Origin of the sequence: Mycobacterium sp. (genome assembly GCF_035314905.1) — a bacterium.
Classification (GTDB): Bacteria; Actinomycetota; Actinomycetes; order Mycobacteriales; family Mycobacteriaceae; genus Mycobacterium.
This window is the reverse complement of sequence record NZ_DATFYW010000003.1, coordinates 1-22,712: the sequence shown is the minus strand read 5'-3', so window position 1 is coordinate 22,712 and position 22,712 is coordinate 1. Positions and strand designations below refer to the sequence as shown.

Here is a 22,712-nt window from a genome sequence, read left to right as displayed (position 1 = left end):
GGTGGGGGGTGACCCCTCCCCCCGGCCTGCCCGCGCAACGGTAGGCATAGGCGCTCTGGAGGTGTACGGGTCCGGCGGTTTTTGATGGAGAGCTGTTGTCCCGCAGCTGCTTTACGCGTATTCGTCGCGCTAGGTTGAATGCACGTTAGGTTTGCGACCTGGCCCCCACGATGTCATGGAACAGAACTTGGCGAAGTGCCAGTTCCCTCGGATCGCTCCATAAGTGAAAGCCCAATCTGTTCATCGCGTAGGCGAACCCGATACCGGTATCCGGATCGGCGAACCCGAACGAGCCACCGAGGCCGTTGTGTCCGAACGCTTTATCGGACGAACCGAACCTAAACTTAGGAGTAGGTTTGCCATAGCCAAGCGAGAACGTCGTATCGACATGCAAGACTTTGTCGCGCAATCCGTGAGCGGGTGGTATCGCGGGCTTGGCCAAAGCATCCAGGACGCTCGGGGTCAAGCCGAGATCAGAACCACCTGTCGCGACGCAGCCGTACGCTTTCGCCACCGACCGTACTGTGCCGATGCCGTTACCGGCGGGTATCTCGACAACCCGTACTTCTTCTCGGTTGAAGTCTTCGAGGGAATTCACGCCCCTGGGGATGCCGAAGGTTCGAGCTGTCACGCTGCGCGAATTCAATATGGCGGCCACAAAACGTGGCGGCAACGTCCTGAGGTGCAACAGCAGCTCGGCTGGGGACCAGCCGTGCAAGTGGGCCACGCGACTGCGGTCCACCGAGGCCGGCAAGCCGATGTAAAACTCCAATCCGAGTGGTTGAGCAACCTCCTCGGCGAAAAACTGGCCAAGAGAACGCCCCGAGGGGTCCGCATGGCGGATAAGTTCGGACTCATACCAGCCGAGCGTGACGGCGTGGTACCCGTGTCTGGTACCAGGGGTCCATGCGGGGGCCTGCGCCGCGAGCACCGTTGACATCTTCGTCGGGTCCGCCAGATCCTGCAGCGTCAGGGGAGCGTCAATGGCGGGCAGTCCCGCTTGATGTGAAAGCAGTTGCCGTACGGTTACTGTGCCTTTGGAGGCCTGCGCAAACTGCGGCCAGTAATCAGCCACCTTGGCGTCATACGAAACAAGCCCCTGAGCGGCAGCGACTGCGATCGCGAGCGAGGAAACACCTTTCGTGGTCGAGAACATGTTGACGACGGTGTCGTGCTCCCACGGCGCTTTGGTGATCCCATTGCGGAAGCCACCCCACAAATCGACGACCTTGACGCCATCGCGGTACACGGTGACAGCGGCTCCGACCTCATGACCGCTGGTCATGTTGCGGCGAAAAACGTCGGCAACTTTCCCGTACCCCTCGTCGACTTCGCCGGCGATCAGGTCGGGTGACACCTTGACCCTGAGAACCATGTCCTTCCTCATTCCTGACTAAAGCACCTGATTGGCGGTCCAACCAGTGCTGTTCGTCGATGATTCAGATATTTGCTGACTCCCCGTAGCGGCAGCCTAACCACAGGTAGCAGTCATCAGGGTGTGTTTGACCTGATCCCCGGCAAGCCATGCCTCGACCTGAGTGCCAGGCGGCCACAAGCTGTACGGGTTGGGGACTTTCAGCCCAGGACGCCAGAAGGCCCCCCACCGCGCGAACTTGGTGAGGGGCCCTCCAGCTGCGTCAGACGCTGGTCAGCGTCGCCGCATCACCGCGGCGAGGACGAAGCCCAGGTGCGCGGGCTTGTGCCAGTCCACCAGGATGGTCCGGTCATCGACCCAGCGGCCGTCAGTTGACTACGGATAACCGGCGAGGAAACGATGTCCCGCTGTTGGGCCAGCTGCCGGCCGGACTGCGGAAGCGGCCACCATGGTTCACCGAAGACCAGTTTGAAGCCTTCGTCAAGATCCACTCCGCAGATCTGTGGCCCAGTGCATCACCGCTACAAGCGTCAGTGCCGAGCATCTCGAGGAAGACGATCGACGTGATCCCCTAAGCCGCTTCGCGTTACACCCGACCCTGCGATTAGTGCGCAGCACGTATGCGCGTCTCGATGCCGCGGCAAAGAGATCACGTGAAGTACAGATCGAGCAGCGCCTGCTTCGCTCGGCCGGTGGCGACCTGGCCGAGAAAGTCGGTACGTCCATGCGGGCCGGCAACCGCACGGCACAGTCGGCCGACACCGAATTACTGGCCTTGGCAAGGGTGGTCACTGCTTTGCCAAGGCGATCCTCATCTGTGCCTCGTAGTCCTCGACGTGCTCGCCGCTGACGTCGACGATCACGCGGTGGAGTCGGCCGTCGAATCTGAATGGCGGGTGGTAGTCGGGTGTCACCGATGAGCCGGTGTCGGCGCCGACCAGCATCGCTCCGCCTTGCGCGAGCCGGATGGGTGAGGTCACCGGGAATTCGCCCCGGCCGACCTGCGCGCCGTCGACGAACAGCGTCACGGTGCCCGGAGTGCCCTTGCCGTTCTTGATGTCCGGTTCTGCGGTCGGGGCGAACTCCACGCTGAGGAAGTGCCGCCCGGTGGGTACTTGGTCCTCGGAGCGGATGGTGAAGGTCTCCTTGGCGACGTAGTTGTGCGCGTAGCACAGCAGGCCGTCTTTGACGTAGAAGGTGATTCCCCCGTCGTTGCCGCCCATGGACAGCAGGACGCCCGAGGATTCGGCGGTGAGCTCGACGTCCGCGTTGATGGAGTATGGCCGGTTGAGGATCTTGGGTGCCGACGCCGCGGAAATCGACTGGGTGCCCGGGTAGAGCACGTAGCGGCTGCGGCTGGGTGCGATCTGCGGGCGTTCATCGGCGATGCGGACCACGCCGCGGCTGTCGATCGGCAGTACGTTGTATTTTCCGGCCTCGTTGTACCACAGCGTGATCATCGCGATCAGCCGCGCCCGTTCCTGTTCGGCCAGGTTTGTGGTCTCGGCGATGTCCTCGGCGACGTGGTAGAGCTCCCACCCTGCTGCGTCGAGCTCGCTGAGCATGTCGGCGGTGATGGGATCACCGAACTTGTGGGTGGATTCGGCGAACGACGTTCCGGGCCAGGGGCATACGGCACGCCAGCCGTCGTGGTAGATCGAGCGGTGGCCGAGCATCTCGAAGTACTGGGTCAGATGTCGGGTGGGGGCGGCGTCGTCGTCGAAGGTGTGGGCGAAACTGACCCCTTCGATCGGGGACTGGGTGACGCCGGCGATGGCTGGAGGCGGGTCGACGCGCAGCGCCTCGAGGACGGTTGGGACCATGTCGATGATGTGGGCGTAGTGCGCGCGCACCTCGTTCCGCGCGGCGATGCCGCGCGGCCAGGTGATGATGAACGGATCGGTGGAGCCGCCTCGGTAGGTCTCCCGTTTCCAGCGCCGAAACGGGGTGTTGCCCGCATGTGTCCAGCCCCAGGGGAAATGGTTGAACACCGTCGGGCCGCCGATCTCGTCGATGCGGGCCAGGCCTTCTTCGACGGTGTCGGGGACGTTGTTGAAGAACCGGACCTCGTTGACCGAGCCGGTGGGGCCGCCCTCGGCGCTGGACCCGTTGTCGGAGATCAGCATGATCACCGTGTTGTCGTACTCGCCGAGGTCTTTCAGGAACTGCACGAGTTCGCCGATGTGGTGGTCGGTGTGCTCGAGGAACCCAGCGAACACCTCCATCATCCGGGCGTAGAGCCGGCGCTCGTCGGCCGACAGTGTCTCCCAGTCCGCGACGTCGGGGTCGGGCGCGGAGAGTTCGGCCGTTGCGGGAACGAGGCCCAGCTGCTTCTGTCGTTCGAACACGTCCCGGCGGTAGATTTCCCAGCCGGTGTCGAACGTGCCTGCGTAGCGGTCGGCCCACTCCTTGGGTACGTGGTGGGGCGAATGCATCGCACCTGGCGCGAAGTAGAGGAAGAACGGTTTGTTCGGCGCGACCTGTTTGGCGTCGGCGATCATCGCCGTCGCCTTCTCCACCAGGTCGGGTGTCAGGTGGTAGCCCTGCTCGGGGGTGGTCTCGGGCTCGGTCTGCGAATTGTCGCGCACCAGCTCGGGGTAGTACTGGTGGGTGTCACCGCCCAGGAAGCCGCAGTAGCGCTCGAATCCCCGTCCCAGCGGCCAGCGGTCGTAGGGGCCGGCGGCGGTCATGGTCTCCTCCGGCGCGAGGTGCCACTTCCCGACGCAGTAGGTGTTGTAGCCCTGCGCCCGCAGGATCTCGGAGAGGAATCCGTTCTCGAACGGGATGTACCCGTCGGAGCCGGGGTAGCCGGTCGATCCGTTGGTGAGGCACGCGAGGTGGTTCGAGTGGTGGTTGCGCCCGGTGAGGATGCACGAACGCGACGGCGAGCACAGCGCGGTGGTGTTCATGTTGGCGTACTTCACGCCGTCGGCGGCCAGGGCGTCGATGTTGGGTGTGGAGATCGGGCTGCCGTAGCAGCCCAGGTGTCCGTAGCCGGTGTCGTCGAGGACGATGAAGACCACGTTGGGGGCGTCCTCGGGGGGCCGTTTGGGTGCCGGCCAGGCCGGGGTCGACTCGTCCGCGGTGCGGGCGATCACGCCGGGAAATGTTGTGCCGGGCTGATACTCGGTGATTGCCACTAGCAGACCTCCTTAGATGATGCCGAAACCGTGTAGCCCCTTGACCAGGAACCAGGTGCCGAAGACCAGCCCGAGAGCGATCATGATGGCGTGGTTGTGGTCCTGCAGCCAGCGCAGAGCGCGATCCAGAATCCCCTGTGAGCTGTTCGGGAAGAACGCCGCCGCGGCGATGATCGCCAGATGTGTGCTGACGCCGAGCACTACGAACACCACGTAGGTGACGATGTTGGCGCTGCGCGGCATGCCCGCGTCACCGATAGCGCCGATCGCGGCGAAGGTGAACACCCACAGCTTGACCGAGATCAGGATCACCGCGGCGCCGAGCAGAAAAGCCTTGCCCGGCGTCATCGACGACAGGGCGGTCATCCATTTCGGCGGCGGGTCGTCGGGATCGTCCCCGCCGAGCAGCTCGCGAATCGCGGTGACGAGCAACGCCACCGCGACCACCAGAAGAACCGAGGACACCACCCAGCCGTGCCCGCCTGCGGTGTTGTCGCGCCTGCCCCAGTGCAGGATCATCCCGAAGACGAGGCCTTGCAGGAGCCGGACCAGCACCATGCCGCTCACCGCGGCGCCTGCGGTGCGGACCCGTCCCGGCGCGCCCAGCAGGGCGAGGGTGATCACGAGTTCCACGGGCATCAGCGCGCCGGCGATGATGAAGGGAGCCAGGCTGGCCCACAACGATCCCACGTCAGCCGCTCTTGCCGGGCGGGAACACCTCGACGTCGACGTAATCGATGGTTCCGGTGAACCGGAACGGGCGGCGGTCGAAGTAGTCGGGGGACACCGGAGAGCCGAGATCGACTCCGACGCCGAAGGTTTCACTGGCGGTGAAGGCGGCGGGAACGGTGCGTGCCACCGCTACCGTCGCGACCTCGGCGCCGTCGACGGCGAGTGTGACCATGGCGGGCCCCATCGGTGCCGGTGAGTCGAATGCGGTGGTGACCGTGATGACGTGCGGGCCGCCGGGGATCGGGGCGGCGCTGCGGGCCTGGTAGCGGTCGACGATCAACATGTTGTACTCGTAGACCAGATAGCCCGCGTCCAGGAACAGCGTCAGGCCGCCGGAGAACCCGCCGAGGGCGTAGAGCACACCGGAGGCGTTGTCGGGCAGGGTGAGTGCGATCTCGACGCGGCTGTCCTGGCGTCCCAGTCCCGGTGCGGTGAACTCCGGCATCCGGCTGCATGACGCGTCGAACCGCCATCGGGTGTACGGCGAGGAGATGCGGTCCTCGGGATGAGTGCGCAGCCACAACCCAGCACCGATCGGCCAGACCAGGTTGTCCCGCGACACCTCTTTGAACAGGTCCTTCAGCTCCGCCAACTTCTCCGAATGGCTTGCGGCGAGGTCGTTGGCTTGCGAGAAGTCCTCGGGCAGGTAGTAGAGCTCCCACGGCTCGGTCTCGGCGTTCCACGCCGCCATCCGCTGCGCGGTGCCGGCGGTGTCCCAAGGCACGAACGGCCCGAAGGCGCACGCGTACCAGCCGTCGCGGTAGATGCCCCGGCTGGCGGCGTTCTCGAAGTACTGCACCGACTTGCGGCCCGGTTCGTCAGCACGGTCGAAGGTGTAGGCCAGGCTGACTCCGTCGAGCGGCTTCTGCTCGTGGCCGTCGACAACCTCCGGCGGCGTGATGCCGAGGATCTCGTAGAGGGTGGGCGCGATGTCGTTGACGTGGTGGAACTGGCCGCGGACCACACCGTCGTGGGTGATCCGGCGCGGCCAGGAGATCGCCATCGGATTGCGGGTGCCGCCGAAATGGCTGGCCACCAGCTTGGTGTGGTGAAACGGCGTATTGCCGGCCCACGCCCAGCCGGCGTGGTACATGTTGTCGGTTTTCGGCGATCCCAGCGCCTCCAGGCCGCCCAGCGGCTCGAGTGCGGCCAGCTGATCGTCGACGGTGGTCGGAATGCCGTTCTGGGCCAGCAGTTCGCTGATGCTGCCGCGCTGGCCTTCGGCGCTGGATCCGTTGTCGCCGAAGATGTAGATGACCATGGTGTTCTCGGCGTGGCCCAGGCGGTCCAGTTCGTCGAGGATCCGGTCGATCTGGACGTCGACGTGCTCGAGGAAGCCGCCGAACACCTCCATCAGTCGCCGTTGGAACGGCCGCTGCTCCTCGGGGATGTCCGCCCAGCCTTGCATGCTCTCGGCGCGCGGCGTCAGCTCTGCCTCGGCGGGTATCCACCCGGTGGCCTTCTGCCGGGCGAAGACCCGCTCGCGGTAGGCGTCCCAACCGTCGTCGAATGAGCCCTGGTACTTGTCGGCCCATTCCCGGGACACATGGTGGGGTCCGTGCGCGGCGCCGGGAGCCCAGTACATGAAGAACGGGCGGTCGGGGGCGAAGCCCTGGTGCTGACGCAGCCAGAAGATGGCGTTGTCGGCGAGGTCCTCGGAGAGGTGGTAGCCCTCGCGCTCGGGTGGCTCGATCGGATTGAGGTTCTGATACAGCCGCGGCTCCCACTGCGACGTCTCACCGGCGATGAACCCGTAGAAGTGGTCGAAGCCGTGCCCGGTCGGCCAGCGGTCGAACGGCCCCATCGCCGTGGTCTGGGTGGCGGGCGAGTTGTGCCACTTACCGAACGCCGCCGTGCAGTAGCCGTAGTGGCGCAGCACCTCGGCGACGGTGGCGGTGTCCTTGCCGATCACCCCGGTGTAACCGTCCCAGTCGACAGCGCGCTCGGCGATCGTGCCCGAATGCACCCGATGGTGGTTGCGCCCGGTCAACAGCGCCGCCCGGGTCGGGGAACAGATCGAGGTGGTGTGAAAGGTGTTGTAGCAGATGCCGGTTTCCGCGACACGGCGGAAAGCCGGAGTTCTTACCTCGCCGCCCACCACATCGGACAGGCCGAACCCGACATCATCGAGCAGCACGATGAGGATGTTCGGTGCGTCCTCAGGCAGGTGTCGGGGCTCCACGCGGCGGTGATGGGTCGACTCGGCCAGCGTGTAGCCGGCTGTGCTCGCCGACGGTGTCGGGGGGAAGGGCAGCACCGATCCCTCAACGGTCGCCGTGTCGGTCATCGTTCACCAGCTTTCGTCGAGGCGTCGCCGCCGTCGGTAAGCGCGAAGCGGGCAGCCGCCGCTGCCCGTCACGCCGGTGTCGAGCCGACATCGGGTCCGGCGCCTCAGCTCGGTGGGCCGCCGGCACGTCAACGGCTCAGCTGCTGTGGCCGCCGCCCTCCTGCAGCTTGGCCATCACCTGCTCGAGGCTGAAGCTGGCCGACTTCTGCCGTTGCGGGAACTCGGCGAACGTCTGCAGCATCTGGCCGACGTAAGCCTGGGCCGGGACGAGCATGTAGGCATGCGAGAGCAGCCAGTCGTAGTAGGTGTTCGACGTGATCTCGGCCCGCTCATAGGGGTCGGTGCGCAGGTTGAAGATCAACGGCACCCGGAGCTCGGTGTAGGGCTCGGCCCAGATCCGCATCGTGCCCACGCAGCGCTGCTCGAGGAACACGAACTTCCAGTTGTCGTACCGCAGCGCGGTCAGGTCGCCGTCGTCGGAGACGTAGAAGAAGTGCTGGCGCGGGCTCTGGTCGGTCTCCCCGGTGATGTAGGGCAACTGGTCGTGCCCGTCGAGATGCACCCTGTAGCTGGTGCCGTTCAGATCCGTTCCGGTGCGCAGCTTCTCGGCGATGTCGGGCACACCCGCCGCCGACAGCAGCGTGACGAACCAGTCGTTGTGGCTGACGATCCCGGTGAGCACCGTGCCGGCCTGGATGCGCGCCGGCCAGCGCACCAGGGCCGGGACGCGGTAGGCGCCCTCCCAGTTGGAGTTCTTCTCGTTGCGGAACGGGGTCATCCCGGCATCAGGCCAGGAGTTCATGTGCGGACCGTTGTCGGTGGAGTACATGACGATCGTGTTGTCGGCGATGCCGAGATCGTCGAGGGTGTCCAGCAGAGTGCCGATGAGGTCGTCGTGGTCCAGCATCGTGTCGTGGTAGGTGGACTGCCAGCGCCCCGAGCGGCCCACACTCTCGGGTTTGGGGTGGGTGCGGAAGTGCATGTGCGTGGAGTTGAACCACACGAAGAACGGCGTGTCCGCCTCGTGCTGGCGTTTGATGAAATCGACTGCGGCGTCCCGGAATTCCTCGTCAACGGTCTCCATCCGCTTCTTGGTCAGCGGGCCGGTGTCCTCGACGCGCTGGGTGCCGTCGCCGTTGGCCCAGGTGTGGAGGACACCGCGGGGGCCGAACTTCTTGCGGAATTCCGGGTCTTTGGGATAGTCCGCTTCTTCGGGCTCCTCTTCGGCGTTGAGGTGATACAGGTTGCCGAAGAACTCGTCGAAGCCGTGCATGGTGGGCAGGTGCTCGTCGCGGTCGCCGAGGTGGTTCTTGCCGAACTGGCCGGTGGCGTAGCCCTGCGCCTTGAGCGCCGTCGCGATCGTCGGGTCGGCTGCCTGCAGGCCGAGGGTGGCGCCAGGCAGGCCCACCTTGGTAAGGCCGGTGCGGTACGGGTTCTGGCCGGTGATGAAGGCCGCACGGCCGGCGGTGCAGCTCTGCTCCCCGTAGTAGTCGGTGAACAGCGCCCCCTCCGCCGCGACCCGGTCGATGTTGGGCGTTCGATACCCCATCACGCCGTTGCTGTAACAGCTGAGGTTGCTCTGCCCGATGTCGTCGCCCCACATGATCAGGATGTTCGGCTTATCACTCACACCTGGACCTCTCGCCGCGCAAAGCCCCCGACGGCTGCTCCGGGGCGCGGCCGGCCTCGGTGGTTGCTTCGGACGTCCGCAGCAGCGACGCTAGACCTGTTTCGCGCCGCCGCATCGACTTTCACCAGAATGTCGGGTCGCGATGCGACCCCCGTCGACCGGCAAGTATCGCGCCGTGGATCTGGCTGGCGGGCTCGGTCCCGTCCTCCCGCAGGTGTCGACTTCGGTCGTACACAGGCGACGACTGCGGTTGCCGACATCCCGGTAGTCCTGCGGCGTAGACGCCGTTCGGAACCGGCGCTTCAACCCGGATAACTCCTCGCCGACTCTCGCCCACCCGGTGTGCGTGACCGGCTTTCTGCATGCCGTGCGCCAGCACCGCTGGACGTCGCTGCCCGCCGAGGCACAGCTGTATCCCAGTGACCATCCTCGTCGCGTCGAACCCCCAGCACCCCGGGCGATTCCCGAATTCGTGATGCACCAGCTCGAAAGCCCCCCCAACCTCGACCGGATTACCGACCCGCGGATCCTAGCCGATGTCGGTGCGCCGGGTCTTCGGGTGAGGGGATTTCGACCGCCAGTCCGGCCAGGTAGGCCTCCAGCGCTGCCCGGTCGAGCGCAGTCGGGCCGGGCGAGCTCGCCAGCCCCGGTGTCAGCCGCGACAGCCGCACGAGTGCGATGCGATCCCGGCGCAGCTGTCCCAGCCCGATTCCGCACGACTTTCGCCAGCGGCACCATCGTTTGGCCAGCTCTCGCAGCCACAGTGGTTGCACCGCGGTGAAATCCAGGCGGGCACCGTCGTGGCCGGCGACACCGAGCCGCCGTAGCCGCCACACGTCACGCTGGTATTCGCTGTCCCAGCCGGTCCCGTCGCGCAGGTCGAGCAGGCACTCGATCACGTAACCGAGGAACGCGCGCGGCGTGTGGAGCGCGGCCGTGGCCGGCAGTCCGGCCAGCCAGTCGTCGAGCGGACGGTCCAGCAGCGACTCGACTCCGCTTGCCGACAAGTAATCCAGCAGGGGCTTGATCGATCGCGGTGTGGTCCGGGTTCGGTTCGCGTCGACCCGGCATTGAAGCGCGTACTGGATCTCCAGCCGCAGCTGCGGCCGCAGCGGCCGCAAGTCGAAGCGGTCCTCGCCGTAGCTGGCGCAGGAGGCGATGAAGTCGGCCGACGACGGGCGACCACGCTGCCGCCACCGAACGTGGTGTTGAATCACTCCGGCGGCCAGTTCTCGGTGGATTGGGAGGTGTTCGCTGTCGACTTCTACGACAAGTTCGGCTACGACCGGCCGATCTACGCCCTCACCCACGACGTCATGTTCCGCGGCCCGGCCGCTCAGTGGTTGCCGCGCATCGGCTCCATCCACCACCCGTGACAACGCCGCGAAGGCGCTGGCGGCCGGCGGCGTGGTCCTCGTCTTCCCGGGCGGTGAGTACGACGTCTACCGGCCGACCGTGTCGGAGAACGTCATCGATTTTGGCGGCCCCCGCTGCCCAAGGAGATCAGGGAGATGAAGGCGACCCCGTCCCCGGTGGCCGCCGAGAAGATCCTTCGCGGAATCGAGAAGAAGTCATATCACGTCTTTATCGGGTCGGACTCGATCATGATGGACAAGCTATCGCGGCTCATGCCGGCGCGGGCCGCCAAGATCGTCTACTCACGGCTGTGCGCCCTGCTGCCCCCTCAGTAACTTTATTGATAATCCCGGAAACAAACGCACGAACAAGAAGTAGAAAGTGAGGTGAGACGGGTCAACGATCTGCCCGGGCATTCGGGGCGGATAGGTCTTGGCCGGACTTGACTGATCACCGGAGGCTCAGAGTGGAGCAACTGAGCGGCCTCGATGCCGCATTCGTGTACGCCGAGACCGCCGGCGCGGCGCACGTGACCTTCTTCGCGATCTACGATCCGTCGACGGCTGCGGGCGGCACCGTCACCTTCGACGATGTCGCCGCGCATGTCGGCTCCCGACTCGGCGCGGACCCCGGCGCGGACCGTATTTTTCGCTCGGTGCTTGCCCGCGTCCCGTTGGATCTGGATCACCCGTACTGGGTGCGCGACGAGAACTTCGAGCTGAGCAGGCACCTGCACCACCTGACATTGGCGAGCCCCGGTGGCTGGCGGCAGCTGTGCGACCAGGTGTCGCAGCTGCACGCTCAGCGGATGGATCTGCGCCGGCCGCCATGGGAGGGCTACTTCATCGAGGGGCTCGGCACGATCCAGGGAGTGCCGAAAGGCGCCTTCGCCGTTGGCTTCAAGATGCATCATTCGGCGGCCGACGGGGTGACAGACTTGGGCATCGTCAACGCGCTTCACGACCTGACCCCCGACACCGCGCCGGGGCCCGTGGACGATTGGACCCCAGAACCACATCCGTCATCGCTGAACCTGCTCGCCCGCACGCTGATCACCTACGCCCGTCGGCCGGCACAACTGGTCTCCGCGGCAAGACACAGCATTCCCTTACTGACCCGGCTTCCCGCAGCGATGACCCGGCTGATGCCGATCGGTCACGAGCATGGGCTTTTCGGGGACGCTCCGCCCACCCCGTTCAACCAGAACACCGACAGCCGCCGCAACTTTGACGCACGCTCCTACGACCTGGCCGCGGTGTCGGCGGCACGCACGCTCGTCCCGGGAGCCACTGTCAACGACGTCGTTCTCACGGTCATCGGGGGCGCTCTGCGCCGGTATCTACTGGAGAAGGGCGAGCTACCCGAATCTCCGGTGGTGACGGTCATGGCGATCGCGGAGCACACCGACCCCGACCGCCAGCGCGGGGCGAATCAGATTGCGGTGGTTCGCGTGTCGCTCGGCACGGACATCGCCGACCCGGTTGCCCGGCTGCGGGCCGTGCACGAGTCGAGCGCCCGGTCGAAGGCCCTCAACGAGGAATTGGGCCCAGGCGCGCTCGTCGAGTACGCCGAGTTCCTGCCGGGCTGGCTGCTCGTCGCAGCGCTCCGTGTCGGGATGGCGATAAACCTCGGCAAGTACGTCAACCTTTCGCGGATTGCGGGTGTGAACACCTACGTGTCCACAATGCGCGGCCCGCAGTTCCCGATCTACCTCCTCGGCGCTCGGATGATCGCCGGCTACGCATTGTCGCCGTTCACCCAAGGTGGCGGGCTGATCCACAACGTGATCAGCTATTGCGGACGCGTGCTCGTCAGCATCAACGGCTGTCCGGCCGTGCTGCCGCTGCCGGATATCGAGCACTACGCGGATTGCATGGACGCTTCCTTCGCTGAGCTGACGTCCGGCGCGAGGACCTCGGCATAGCCCGGCTCGGTGCCGACTCGGACGCACCGACGTTCGCTCTTTTCACCCCATGGTTCTGAACATCTCGATCACCGGCGCGAGCTCGGCGGCGTTGGTAATCAGATCCACGTGTCCGCCGGAGTGAAGGTGGAAGGTCGAATTGGGCAGCAGCCGATGCAGAATCCTGGCATTCGCCAGGGGGATGATGGGGTCGTCGAGGCCGGCGATGATCAACGTCTGTTGCCGGATCAACCGCAGAGCGAAGATGCTCGTCCAGACCGAACCGGCTAGCTTGGCACAGGCAAAGAAGCGCAGGCCCGCGAAGAGATGTTCAGCCAGATCGAAGCGGAAATGGACCTCCCGCTGTGCTGAGCTCACCGAGCGCGGTGACCTGTCAGGTCAGCGGCGTAGCTTGCTCGCCGTTACACGGCGATTCAACTCAATCGCACGCTGATCACCACTGAGGGACTGAGCTTCGCTGCCAAAGTCGCAGCTACGACGAATCAACGGCCGATCCCGCACGAGGCGGTGAAACAGTACCTGCTGGCTCTAGAAGGACGTCAGCCCGAGGACAACGAGGTCGAGGCGGCTACAGACTTCATCAATGGAGCTCCTGATATCCCGACCCTCGATGAGGTCATGGCGGTGTCCGTGGAGGTCGCGGTCAGGTCGGTGGCACCGCGTTTGGAAGCGATGAACTGGCGCGTGCATCGCTACAACAGGCCCGTCCTCATGACCAACGATCGACCGGTCTCTGCTTGGCGACACCCGGATCCCGAGGCTCCTCCCGGTGGCGTCGGTATCGAGGCTGCTGATGAAGTCAGATTTCCACTCACTCCCCGAGCGTTACTACTCGTGACCTCAGCGAAAGCTGGGACTCCTCCGCGATCTGCCGACCACCGATACCAAGCAGTCAATAACGAGATCGGTCGACGCTGCCAACATTTCGTGGTCGCGACACCGGACGCGCGTGCGCGGCTGGAGTCGATCGACCTATCGGAGCGACCTCCGCGTATCCGGTTCAGGCAGGGGCCGGCCTACTACAACGTTGGCAATGGACAGTCATATCCAATGGGTGACATCATCCATACCTACTTCGAGTAGCGCTGCGGTGTCTCAACTTCAGACGACCTTTCTCCAAAGGATTGCGAGACGCAGATTCAGCGGCCAGTGCCAGGTAGGAACAATGTGTATTGGCAGGCCACGGGGAGCTTTCCGTAGGCCGATTGCACAAGTCGTCACAGTGACGAAAGGGTGGCGTAGCAGTGATGCATTCGGCTGATCAGCCGGCGTAGACATGCGTGTGCGTCTCGGTGCCTACATGATGTAGGTTCTCATTCTTCGTGTCGGAATTCTCATATTGATGCCGTACAAATGTCGGATCCGACACAAAGATGAGAATTTGGTTAGTAAAACTAGGTTTTCTCTGCTGGTAATTGTCAATTCCCCCACGAAGCTCTGCAGCCGTGACGCTACGCCCACGCAGCTCCTCTGACGCGCCGACGACCGAGGTCCGTCCGACGTGTAACCGCTCGAGTGCAAACGGCTCGAACGGCAGCCGCGAAATAACCGCCGACGCCGGGCTCGCAGCGACATGGGGTACGCGGACGGCCCGTCCGCCCTGGACACCGGCAAGGCGAAGTCCGAGCTGGGCTGGAGCCCGAAGTACACCTCCGCCCAAACCCTGGCGGCGCTCGCCGCCGCTTACCAGTTTGGGGCCCTAACTCGGCGAATTCTGTTTATTCGCAATTACTTCGGCGCCGACCTGGGTCAGCGGCACAGTGGAGTCTTGCGACAGCTTTCGCGCCATCTCGAACACGTGGACCGGTCCGATCCCGTAGCGCTCCATGATTAATTCCCTCGGCCTGTCCGATGGTGTCGCGGGTGACCAGCGACGGCGGAAACGCAAGCCCTTGAGGGTCACTCCGCCTAGGGTTCGCCGCTTCCTTGTCGCGATGGAGTGTCTGGGACGCAATTACCAGACAAAGCGGCCGAACCCCGCGACGGCAGCACGATTGGAGGGCTAGCGTGGCTTGGTAGGAACAGGTAGGAGCGGCATATGTCGGTAGGCGGCAGTGAGCATTGGATGGCGTTGGAGGGCGGGGCCGATGGCTCGCCCGGTGGTGAGCCGTACATGAGCCGGTTCGCGGCGATCGGTGCGTCGCTTCCTGAGCGGCGGTTAAGTAGTGATGAGTTGATGGCGGGCACGAAGTATCGGACCGATATCGAGCTCGAGCGGCTGACGGGTGTGCGCGAGCGCCGTATCGTCGGCGCGGGCGAGGATTCTTACACGCTCGCGCTCGGTGCGGCCCGCGACGCGTTGGCGCACGCGGATTGTGCTGCGGCGGACCTGGACATGCTGATCGTGTCGAGTATCAGCCGCCACGTCGGTGGCCTGCGGGTGCAGCTCGAGCCGCCGGTGAACGTGTCGCTGAAGGCTGCTCTAGGCGCCGAGCGCGCGATCGGCCTCGACATCTCCAACGCGTGTGCGGGGATGATGACCGGCGTGTTCATTCTCAACGACCTGGTTCGGCAGGGCCGGATCCGGCGGGGAATGGTCGTCAGTGGCGAGTACATCTCAGAGCTGGGACGCAATGCCGCGCAGGAGATCCGCACGGTGATGGACGACCAGCTCGCCGGGCTGACGCTCGGGGACGCCGGCGCCGCCGCGATTGTCGAGCGGGCGCCGCAGGGCGCTGCGGGGATCGAGGTGGCGGGGTTTACCACGCTCTCGCAGCACAGTCGCTTGTGTGTGGCGTTCCCGGCCACGATTGGTCCCGGGGTGACGATGCATACCGATGCCCGCGAGATCCAGAATGTCGCGATCGAGGACGCGGCCCCGTTGCTTCGGGAGGTGCTCGATCAGGTTGGGCTCAAGTTCGACGAGATCGACTATCTGATCCCGCATCAGACCTCGGCGCGGGCGATCAGGAAGGCGATGGCGGGGTTCTCGGAGGGTTTCGGTTCAACGCCGAAGCACGTGGTGATCACCGTCGACGAGTTGGGCAACACGGCATCGACGACGCATTTCGTCGCGCTGCACAAGTATCTGAAGGAGGGCCGCTTCGCCCCGCAGGACAGGGTCTTGCTGCTCTCGCTGGCTTCGGGTCTGGAGGTGGGCATCGTGATCTTCAAGGTCGATCAGCTGGTGGGGCGCTATGGGCACGATCATTGAGGCGACCGCGACCGCGGAGGGCGGGTCGTTGGGGGCGTTGGGGCTTGCCGATGCGGCCGCCCGGTTGTGTCTGGAGCGCGCGAAGCGGACTGCGGACGACGTGGACCTGCTCATCAACGCCGGCGTCTACAACGACAGGGGCATCAGCGAGCCGGCGGTCGCGTCGTTGATCCAGGAGGACATTGGCGCGAACCCCGAGCAGCAGCCCGGCGCGGGTCAGGGAACGTTCTCCTTTGACGTCCGCAACGGGGGGTGTGGCATGTTGTCGGGCATTGAACTGGTCGATGGCCTGCTCGCGTCGGGAACGGTCGAGCTGGGGTTGGTGGTCGCGAGCGACATTGACCCGGACCCGGGGGTTTCTGAAGGGTTCGGCTTTCCCGCGGTCGGGGGCGCGGTGCTGTTGAGCGCGGATGATTCCCGTGCTGGGTTCACGGCGTTCCGGTGCGTGACGTTCCCCGAATTCGCCGGGCTGTTTCAGAGCAGTGTGGCCTGGCAGGAAGACACCCGGCCGGGGCGCAGCGATCAGGGGCGAAACGTCCTTACGGTTGAGATCGCCGAGTCCTACGCCGATCGGGCGCTGGAGTGCGCCGAGTCGACCGTCCGGGAGCTGGCGGCGGCCAGCGTGCTTGATCTGGGCGAGGTCGACTTGCTCGTCGCGACGGCGTCGGTTCCGGGGTTCGCCGCCGCACTGGCGAAGCGGCTGGGCGTGTCCGCCGCGCGGGTCGCGTCGCCTTCGCAAGCCCTCGCCGGCGCGCACACGGCCGCGCTGGCTGTGGCGCTGGAGTCGATCCGACTCGAAGTGGGGCCGACGGCGCTGTTCGTCTCCGTGGGCGCGGGGATCACCGTCGTGGTCGCCCTCTACCGGGGATGATCAATGTGTGAAGCCGCAGCCGCGCTCCGGGCGCGAACGTCGCCAGGCTCTCAACTCGCTGGGAGCAAGTCAAGAAAATTCGCGATCATCGACCGCGAGCTGTCCATCGAGGCCGGGGACCTCACAACGAGCATGACGCTACGACGCAAAGTCGTCCTCCCGGAGTTCGTCGATCTGCTTGCGGCGCTCTACACGTAACGGTGCCGCTTTAGATGCTTCTCAGTTGAACGCCAAGCACAACGTGTGACGGTTTTCGGTTGGGCATGTGAGGGGTAGGGCAAGATGGGCGGAATGGGAGTCACCGTGGCCGTCACCGGACCGACCGGCGAGATCGGAATCTCCGCCTTGACGGCGCTGGAGCAGGACCCCGCGGTAGACCGGATCGTCGGCATGGCGCGCCGCCCGTTCGACCCCTCCGCACTCGGGTGGACCAAGACCACGTATCGGCAAGGCGACATCTTGGACCGGCAAGCGGTCGACGAACTGGTCGCAGACGCCGATGTGGTGATCCATCTCGCGTTCATAATCTTCGGATCGCGCGAGGAAAGCGCGCGGGTCAACCTGGCCGGCGCCCGCAACGTATTCGAGGCGACGGTGGCCGCCGAGCGGCCCAGCCGCTTGGTCTACACGTCGTCGGTGGCGGCCTACGGCTACCACTCGGACAATCCGGTCCCGCTCACCGAGGACATCCCGCCCCGCGGGTCGCCGGAACACTACTACTCCGAACAGAAAGCCGCGTGCGAGGCCGAGCTGGCCGAGATCACCAAGGGATCGTCGCTGGAGGTGTTCATCCTTCGGCCGTGCATCGTCGCGGGGCCCAAAGCGCCCGCGCTGGCCGACGCGATGCCGTGGCGGCACCTGCCCGGGGTGGTGCAGTCGACCACCCGCGCGGTTCCCCTGCTCAAGATGCCCGTCGCCGACCCCGGATTTCCGCTGCAGCTGGTGCACCATGACGACGTCGCCGCCGCGATTGCGTTAGCCGCGACCACCGACGCTCCGCCGGGCGCATACAACATCGCCGGTGACGGCGAGGTCAGCCTCTCGCAAGTCGTCACCGCGCTGGGCGGGCAGCCGGTGCGAGTACCGGCCATCGCCGCGACCGTCGCGTCGGCGGTCATCGCGCACACCCCGTTCGTCCCGTCGGCCCTGGAATGGCTGCACATCGCGCGGACGTCGGTCGTGATGGACACCAGCAAGGCCCAGACCCAGTTGGGCTGGAAGCCGAAATACACCTCGGCGGAAACGCTGCAGGCCCTCGCGCAGGCCGTATAACCCGTTCAGCGGAGGTCACCCTTAGTCGGGTATCGGTTGCAGCGGGGCGCCCGCGCGATCTGGCACGCGTTGGCTGCTCGTGGTGACAGGCGCCGTCGGATTACCCGGACATGGCCGAGTTCCTCGTCCGGGTGGGCGTCGACTCGATGAGCCTCAACCCCGACACGGTAGTCAAGACCATTCGGCAGGTCCCCCAGGTGGAGCCACAGCTCGCACCGTTTCAATGAAAAGCGGGCTGGTCATGCATGACGCGCGGCTTTGTGGACCCGTCTCGGCCCACAATGGAGGGCATGGACCTCGGTGGGAGTGTGGCCGCGGGTCGCGCCTATCCGCTGGGTGCCCGTCGTGTAGACGGTGGCACCAACTTTTCGGTGTGGTCGCGCACAGCTGCGCAGGTCGATCTGCTGCTCTTCGATGATGTCGATGACGCGGCCCCGTCCCGCATAATCCCGCTCGACCGCCTGCGGAACCGGACGTCATATTTCTGGCATGTGCTGGTGCCCGACGTGGGGCCGGGACAGATCTATGCCTGGCGCGTCCACGGCGCTTTCGATCCGGGCGCCGGGTTGCGGCACGACGCGTCTGCGCCGCTTCTTGATCCTTATGGCGTCGCGGTGGCGGTGCCGGCCGGCTACGACCGGTGGGCCGGCGCGCGGCCGGGCAGGGATCCGCGCACGGCGATGAAAAGCGTGGTCGCCGATCTGTCGGCATATGAGTGGGAAGGCGACGTTCCTCTGGGGCGGCCGTTTGCGCGCACGATCATCTACGAGCTTCATGTTCGCGGCTTCACCGCGCATCCCAGCAGCGGGGTGGATCGCCGCCTGGCCGGCACCTATGCCGGGCTGGTGGCCAAAATCCCCTACCTGCGCTCCCTGGGGATCACTGCGGTGGAACTTATGCCGGTGCAGGCATTCGACCCGCAGGACGCGCCGCCGGAGCTGGTCAACTACTGGGGCTACAGCCCGGTGTCGTTCTTTGCCCCGCACCCGGCCTACGCCCGCGCCGGTGATCCGCTGGGTGCCCTGGACGAGTTTCGCACCATGGTCAAACAGCTGCACCGGGCCGGCATCGAAGTGATCCTGGATGTGGTCTTCAACCACACGGCCGAGGGCGGTGCCAACGGACCCACGTTCTGTTGGCGGGGGCTCGACAACCGGGCCTACTACCTGCTTGACCCGGCAAACCAGGCGAGATATCTCGACTACACCGGTTGCGCGAACACCATCAACGCCAACCACTCCGTGGTGCGGCGGATGACCGTTGACGCCCTGCATCACTGGGTGGACCAGATGCACGTGGACGGCTTCCGCTTCGACCTCGCCTCGGCCATGGCACGAGACGCCGCCGGCGTTCCGATGGCCAACCCACCGATCATCTGGGAGATCGAGAGCGACCCCGTCCTGGCCGGCACCAAGCTGATCGCCGAGGCCTGGGACGTCGCGGGCCTCTACCAACTCGGGACGTTCGTCGGCGACCGTTTCCGCGAGTGGAACGGCAAGTTCCGTGACGATATCCGCCGCTTTGTCCGCGGTGACACCGGCACCGTGGCACTGCTTCCAAACCGCCTGCTGGCCAGCCCCGACCTGTTCGGCCGCCGACCCGCCGAGGTCGAGCACAGCATCAACTTCGTCGCCTGCCACGACGGATTCACGCTGAACGACCTGGTCTGCTACGCGCACAAGCACAACCAGGCCAACCTGTCGAACAACAAGGACGGCACCGACGACAACTACTCCGCCAATTGTGGCGTCGAAGGGCCATCCGATGACTCTGCGATCGATGCCATGCGCACCCGGTTGGTGAAGAACCTTCTCGCCATCACCTTGATCTCCATGGGTGTGCCCATGATCGGCATGGGCGACGAGGTTCGCCGCACCCAGTTGGGCAACAACAACCCCTACTGCCAGGACAACGAGATCAGCTGGTTCGACTGGTCACTGACGGATCGCTACGCCGAGATCCGCCGGTTCGTACGGGGACTGATCGACGTTCGGCTCGAGCTGGACATGACCCGAGTCGTGCACGGGCTGTCGCTGCGGGAGTTCCTGACCCGCTCGCTGGTCGAGTTCCAAGGCGTTCAACTGCACCGGCCGGACTGGTCGGAAGGCTCCCACACACTGGCGGTCACCGTCAGAAGCGTGGTCGGGACGCGGATGGTCCACCTGATCCTCAACAGCTATGAGCGTCCCCTCGACTTCGAGCTTCCCCCCGCCGCCAGACCAACGCTGCCATGGCGCCGCGTCGCCGACACCGCCCTCGATTCCCCTGACGACGTCGCCGGTCTCCACAGCGCACCACCAGTCCGCGGCGCCACCTACCGGGTCGACGCCCACTCGGTGGTCTTTCTGTGCGCCGACCTCGACGACGCCACCGACACCCAGCACGCCCCGGCATGCTGCGATGTGGGCTACTCGGCCGCGACTGTGCGGCGTCCTTCCGGCGTGTCGTCCCCTTGAGCTACATAGTCGCCGCGACGTCAGCGCGGTACCGGTCGTCGAGGTTTCGTGGCCCTAACCGGCAGGCCCAATCCAGCTGGCACACCGTCGTTGCAGGCCACCTGGTCCGGCGGCCGGTCGCCCAGGCCGCCAACCCCCAGGGAATGCCGGCAGACCGTCCGGAAGCCAATCAGCTCGGCTGTTCGTGGAGCCCACGTCGGTGGTCACTGGGCAGCTACCCGCGGCGACCACCGTCGAGCCGGTCATCAATGGCTGAGGAAGACAACGCCAGGCGGCCGGTGCGTCGACCGAGTACAGCCGGACGTTCTTCTCCAGGAAGGTGCCGAGCAATGCCGGTCCATGCGGCAAGCCGGTGTTGGCCATGTGGACTGGCACCACGCCTACCTAACTGCGGCCTCGAGATGTTCGGCCCTCGGTTGAACTCGGCCGGCGCGCGCTGCCCCGGTTTCATCGGCGGCGGTGCCGCGCCTGGTCGCCTTCTCCCTCCGTGGTCGTCGATGACCGGGAGCGCCGCGGCGTGGTCTTGGCCGCACCCTTCCGCTTCGTTCCCCCACTCGAACGCCGCGGGCGTTTGTTGCTCGCCACCAGACGCGCCAACCCGGATTCAATGCCCTCGGCCAGTTTGTCCACATCGGGTGCGGTGTCATAGTCAGCGGTGATGCCGAACGAAAGATCGCTGGCGTAGCTCAATACGGCGATCCCTATTCGGACTTGTAGCGCTATCGGTACAACCGGCATCACCCGAAGAACCGTGCGGCCCATCACCCGCACCGGCTGCCGGGGACCGGGGACATTCGTAGTCACCGTGACAATAGAGCGTTGCGGCAATCGGGTTAGCGCGCGAACCGCCCTGACGCTCACGGCGAACGGGATGTAATCCGCCGCGGTGGCAATCAGGCTTGCGGCCTGGCGTTGTCCGCCGACCTTGGCTTTGCTCAATCGCGTGTGCACGCTGGCCAGCTGCTCGACCGGGTCTGCCGCGTCGACTGGCAGGTAGACCAGCATCGCCGACACCAGGTTGTGGGCCTCGCCCATAGTGGCGTTGGAGCGCACCGACACTGGCACCAGGGTGCGGACCGAATTCGGCTTGGGCTGCTCGCCGCGGCGGATGAGTGCCTCGCGGAGACTGGCGGTGATGACAGCCAGCGCGACATCGTTGATCGTCACATCGTAGGCGTGGCACACCTGCGTAACGTCGTCGAGGGAGACCCGTGCGACGCTGTACCGACGCATCGTGGTGACCGACCCGATAAACGATGACGCGGCCGCCGGACGAATCAGCCCGCCGACGATTCCCGCCGCAACGTTGATTGCCCGCGCAGCGGCATTGGCCACCGCGGTCGAGTCGTGCCAGGCCCCCTGCATCCATGCCAGCGGGTTCCAGGTGAGCCTCGGCAGCGCAATCCCGGCCCGGTTGGGCTCGGCGGACGCGCGGATCGCGGTAGCGAAGGTGTCCCCTCCGCCGTCGTCGGTCATGGCGCTGAGCACCTGCATCGCGGCGATCCCGTCGGCCATGCTGTGGTGCATCTTGGTCAGGATGGCCCACTGGTTGTCGGCGAGTCCTTCGATAATCCAGCACTCCCACAACGGGTAATCCCGGGCCAGGCGCCGCTCCATAATGTAGGCGACCAGCCGGAACAACGCGTGGTCATCGCCGGGATGCGGAACCGCTACGCGGCGCAGATGATGGGACAGGTCGAGGTTGGCATCTTCCACCCACTCCGGCGCACCAACACCGAGCGGGTGCGTGCGCAGGACCTGCCGGCACCGGGGGATGGTCAGCATGCGATGCCTCAATACCGAAACGAGAGCATTATCGTCGGGCAGCGGCCCTTCAATCACCGACACGGCGCCGATCGCAAGACTGACATGCGGGTCGGAATCCTCGGCTTCCAAAAAGCTGGCGTCAAGGCCTGTCAGGTGCTCCACTCGCCACCTCCGCACACGTCGCAATCCGACTATCGACCCCGCCGTGGGACCCCGAGCAGAGGCGGAGGTCACCACCGCAGGGGACCTTTGGAGCAATCGCCTCCTCCGAGTTCGCCGACCCGGCTCATCAATCAAGGCACCGTGGCCCCGGGAGTCGTCGATTTCGCGGCCCACTCCAAGTGGAAGTTTCCTGCGGACCCCGGCACCCTCGTCGGACGCAAATACCATGTGCCGGTGTGCATGATCTATCAGATCGATGCGAACGGGATATTTCCAGTCTTCACGAGTACACGGATGTCGCGAGCCTGATGAAGTCAATCAAGTAACACCATCGCCAGCTCAACCGCAAAATGCGGCTCACCATGACAGCACGAACGGTCGACCTTCGCCGCGGTCAACGAAGGTGACATCGACTGGGCCGACGCCATCCAATTTTATGGTCTGCATGGAGGTAGCCATAATGCCTCCTGGTTTTATGTAAGGAAGGTCGTTAACGATCGCTAAGCTCGCTCGCACCGTTATGCGTCCCGACCACCAGCGATCCCACCGCGCCAGTGTGCCTACCAGATTCCGCAATTCAGCCGCA

The 22,712-nt window shown here is 65.4% G+C and carries 15 protein-coding genes and 2 pseudogenes; 8 read left to right on the top strand and 9 right to left on the bottom strand.

Going from position 1 to position 22,712, the window contains the following annotated elements:
* Positions 1–145: 145 nt before the first annotated feature.
* The 6 genes from VKG81_RS00185 to VKG81_RS00160 all read right to left on the bottom strand — a co-directional run bounded on the left by VKG81_RS00185 (position 146) and on the right by VKG81_RS00160 (position 10,381).
* On the bottom strand, positions 146–1,375 hold the full coding sequence (locus tag VKG81_RS00185; RefSeq protein WP_324388819.1) for a serine hydrolase domain-containing protein: 1,230 nt from the start codon (positions 1,373–1,375) through the stop codon (positions 146–148).
* 788 nt (positions 1,376–2,163) lie between these two features.
* Positions 2,164–4,515, bottom strand: coding sequence for an arylsulfatase (locus VKG81_RS00180; protein ID WP_324388818.1), 2,352 nt, complete (start codon positions 4,513–4,515; stop codon positions 2,164–2,166).
* 12 nt (positions 4,516–4,527) lie between these two features.
* The gene (locus VKG81_RS00175) at positions 4,528–5,205 is read right to left on the bottom strand and encodes a GAP family protein (RefSeq protein ID WP_324388817.1); all 678 of its coding nucleotides are present in this window, start codon (positions 5,203–5,205) and stop codon (positions 4,528–4,530) included.
* A 1-nt stretch (position 5,206) separates the two neighbouring features.
* The gene (locus VKG81_RS00170) at positions 5,207–7,534 is read right to left on the bottom strand and encodes an arylsulfatase (protein WP_324388816.1); all 2,328 of its coding nucleotides are present in this window, start codon (positions 7,532–7,534) and stop codon (positions 5,207–5,209) included.
* A 136-nt stretch (positions 7,535–7,670) separates the two neighbouring features.
* On the bottom strand, positions 7,671–9,164 hold the full coding sequence (locus tag VKG81_RS00165) for an arylsulfatase (RefSeq protein ID WP_324388815.1): 1,494 nt from the start codon (positions 9,162–9,164) through the stop codon (positions 7,671–7,673).
* A 512-nt stretch (positions 9,165–9,676) separates the two neighbouring features.
* Positions 9,677–10,381, bottom strand: coding sequence for a hypothetical protein (locus VKG81_RS00160; protein ID WP_324388814.1), 705 nt, complete (start codon positions 10,379–10,381; stop codon positions 9,677–9,679).
* Between VKG81_RS00160 and VKG81_RS00155 the strand changes: the two are divergent.
* The 3 genes and pseudogenes from VKG81_RS00155 to VKG81_RS00145 form a co-directional block, all read left to right on the top strand.
* Positions 10,367–10,649, top strand: a pseudogene (locus VKG81_RS00155) (glycerol acyltransferase); the annotation flags it as partial. The gene VKG81_RS00160 and the pseudogene VKG81_RS00155 sit on opposite strands and share 15 nt — an antisense overlap.
* A gap of 26 nt (positions 10,650–10,675) precedes the next feature.
* Positions 10,676–10,855 carry a hypothetical protein gene (locus VKG81_RS00150; protein ID WP_324388813.1) on the top strand — a complete coding sequence of 60 codons (180 nt, stop codon included), beginning with the start codon at positions 10,676–10,678 and terminating at the stop codon, positions 10,853–10,855.
* A 131-nt stretch (positions 10,856–10,986) separates the two neighbouring features.
* Positions 10,987–12,444: a wax ester/triacylglycerol synthase family O-acyltransferase gene (locus VKG81_RS00145; RefSeq protein ID WP_324388812.1), complete on the top strand. Its 1,458-nt coding sequence runs from the start codon at positions 10,987–10,989 to the stop codon at positions 12,442–12,444.
* 42 nt (positions 12,445–12,486) lie between these two features.
* Here VKG81_RS00145 and VKG81_RS00140 read toward each other — a convergent pair.
* A pseudogene (locus tag VKG81_RS00140) lies at positions 12,487–12,714 on the bottom strand (poly(3-hydroxyalkanoate) depolymerase); the annotation flags it as partial.
* Between the two features lie 237 nt (positions 12,715–12,951).
* Between VKG81_RS00140 and VKG81_RS00135 the strand changes: the two are divergent.
* The 5 genes from VKG81_RS00135 (at position 12,952) to glgX (ending at position 20,197) form a co-directional block, all read left to right on the top strand.
* On the top strand, positions 12,952–13,527 hold the full coding sequence (locus VKG81_RS00135; RefSeq protein ID WP_324388811.1) for a DUF4238 domain-containing protein: 576 nt from the start codon (positions 12,952–12,954) through the stop codon (positions 13,525–13,527).
* A 955-nt stretch (positions 13,528–14,482) separates the two neighbouring features.
* The gene (locus VKG81_RS00125; RefSeq protein ID WP_414685099.1) at positions 14,483–15,598 is read left to right on the top strand and encodes a 3-oxoacyl-ACP synthase III family protein; all 1,116 of its coding nucleotides are present in this window, start codon (positions 14,483–14,485) and stop codon (positions 15,596–15,598) included.
* The gene (locus VKG81_RS00120) at positions 15,582–16,469 is read left to right on the top strand and encodes a 3-oxoacyl-ACP synthase (protein ID WP_324388810.1); all 888 of its coding nucleotides are present in this window, start codon (positions 15,582–15,584) and stop codon (positions 16,467–16,469) included. Before VKG81_RS00125 ends, VKG81_RS00120 begins: the two co-directional genes overlap by 17 nt.
* Positions 16,470–16,760: 291 nt before the next feature.
* Entirely contained in the window at positions 16,761–17,741 is a 981-nt protein-coding gene (locus tag VKG81_RS00115; RefSeq protein ID WP_324388809.1) for an NAD-dependent epimerase/dehydratase family protein, read from the top strand.
* 290 nt (positions 17,742–18,031) lie between these two features.
* Positions 18,032–20,197 (top strand): glycogen debranching protein GlgX, encoded by a 2,166-nt coding sequence (glgX, locus tag VKG81_RS00110; RefSeq protein WP_324388808.1) that lies wholly within the window; start codon positions 18,032–18,034, stop codon positions 20,195–20,197.
* Positions 20,198–20,644: 447 nt separating this feature from the next.
* Here glgX and VKG81_RS00105 read toward each other — a convergent pair whose 3' ends face one another.
* The gene (locus tag VKG81_RS00105) at positions 20,645–22,126 is read right to left on the bottom strand and encodes a wax ester/triacylglycerol synthase family O-acyltransferase (protein WP_324388807.1); all 1,482 of its coding nucleotides are present in this window, start codon (positions 22,124–22,126) and stop codon (positions 20,645–20,647) included.
* A gap of 357 nt (positions 22,127–22,483) precedes the next feature.
* Positions 22,484–22,712: hypothetical protein (locus tag VKG81_RS00100; RefSeq protein WP_324388806.1), on the bottom strand; the 229-nt coding region annotated here is incomplete at its 5' end.

Bases quoted from the DNA above. Each gene is read 5' to 3' on its own strand.
- glgX (WP_324388808.1), top strand. From the start codon at position 18,032: ATGGACCTCGGTGGGAGTGTGGCCGCGGGTCGCGCCTATCCGCTGGGT.
- VKG81_RS00150 (WP_324388813.1), top strand. From the start codon at position 10,676: ATGAAGGCGACCCCGTCCCCGGTGGCCGCCGAGAAGATCCTTCGCGGA.
- VKG81_RS00185 (WP_324388819.1), bottom strand. From the start codon at position 1,375: ATGGTTCTCAGGGTCAAGGTGTCACCCGACCTGATCGCCGGCGAAGTC.
- VKG81_RS00120 (WP_324388810.1), top strand. From the start codon at position 15,582: ATGGGCACGATCATTGAGGCGACCGCGACCGCGGAGGGCGGGTCGTTG.
- VKG81_RS00115 (WP_324388809.1), top strand. From the start codon at position 16,761: ATGGGAGTCACCGTGGCCGTCACCGGACCGACCGGCGAGATCGGAATC.
- VKG81_RS00170 (WP_324388816.1), bottom strand. From the start codon at position 7,534: ATGACCGACACGGCGACCGTTGAGGGATCGGTGCTGCCCTTCCCCCCG.
- VKG81_RS00125 (WP_414685099.1), top strand. From the start codon at position 14,483: ATGTCGGTAGGCGGCAGTGAGCATTGGATGGCGTTGGAGGGCGGGGCC.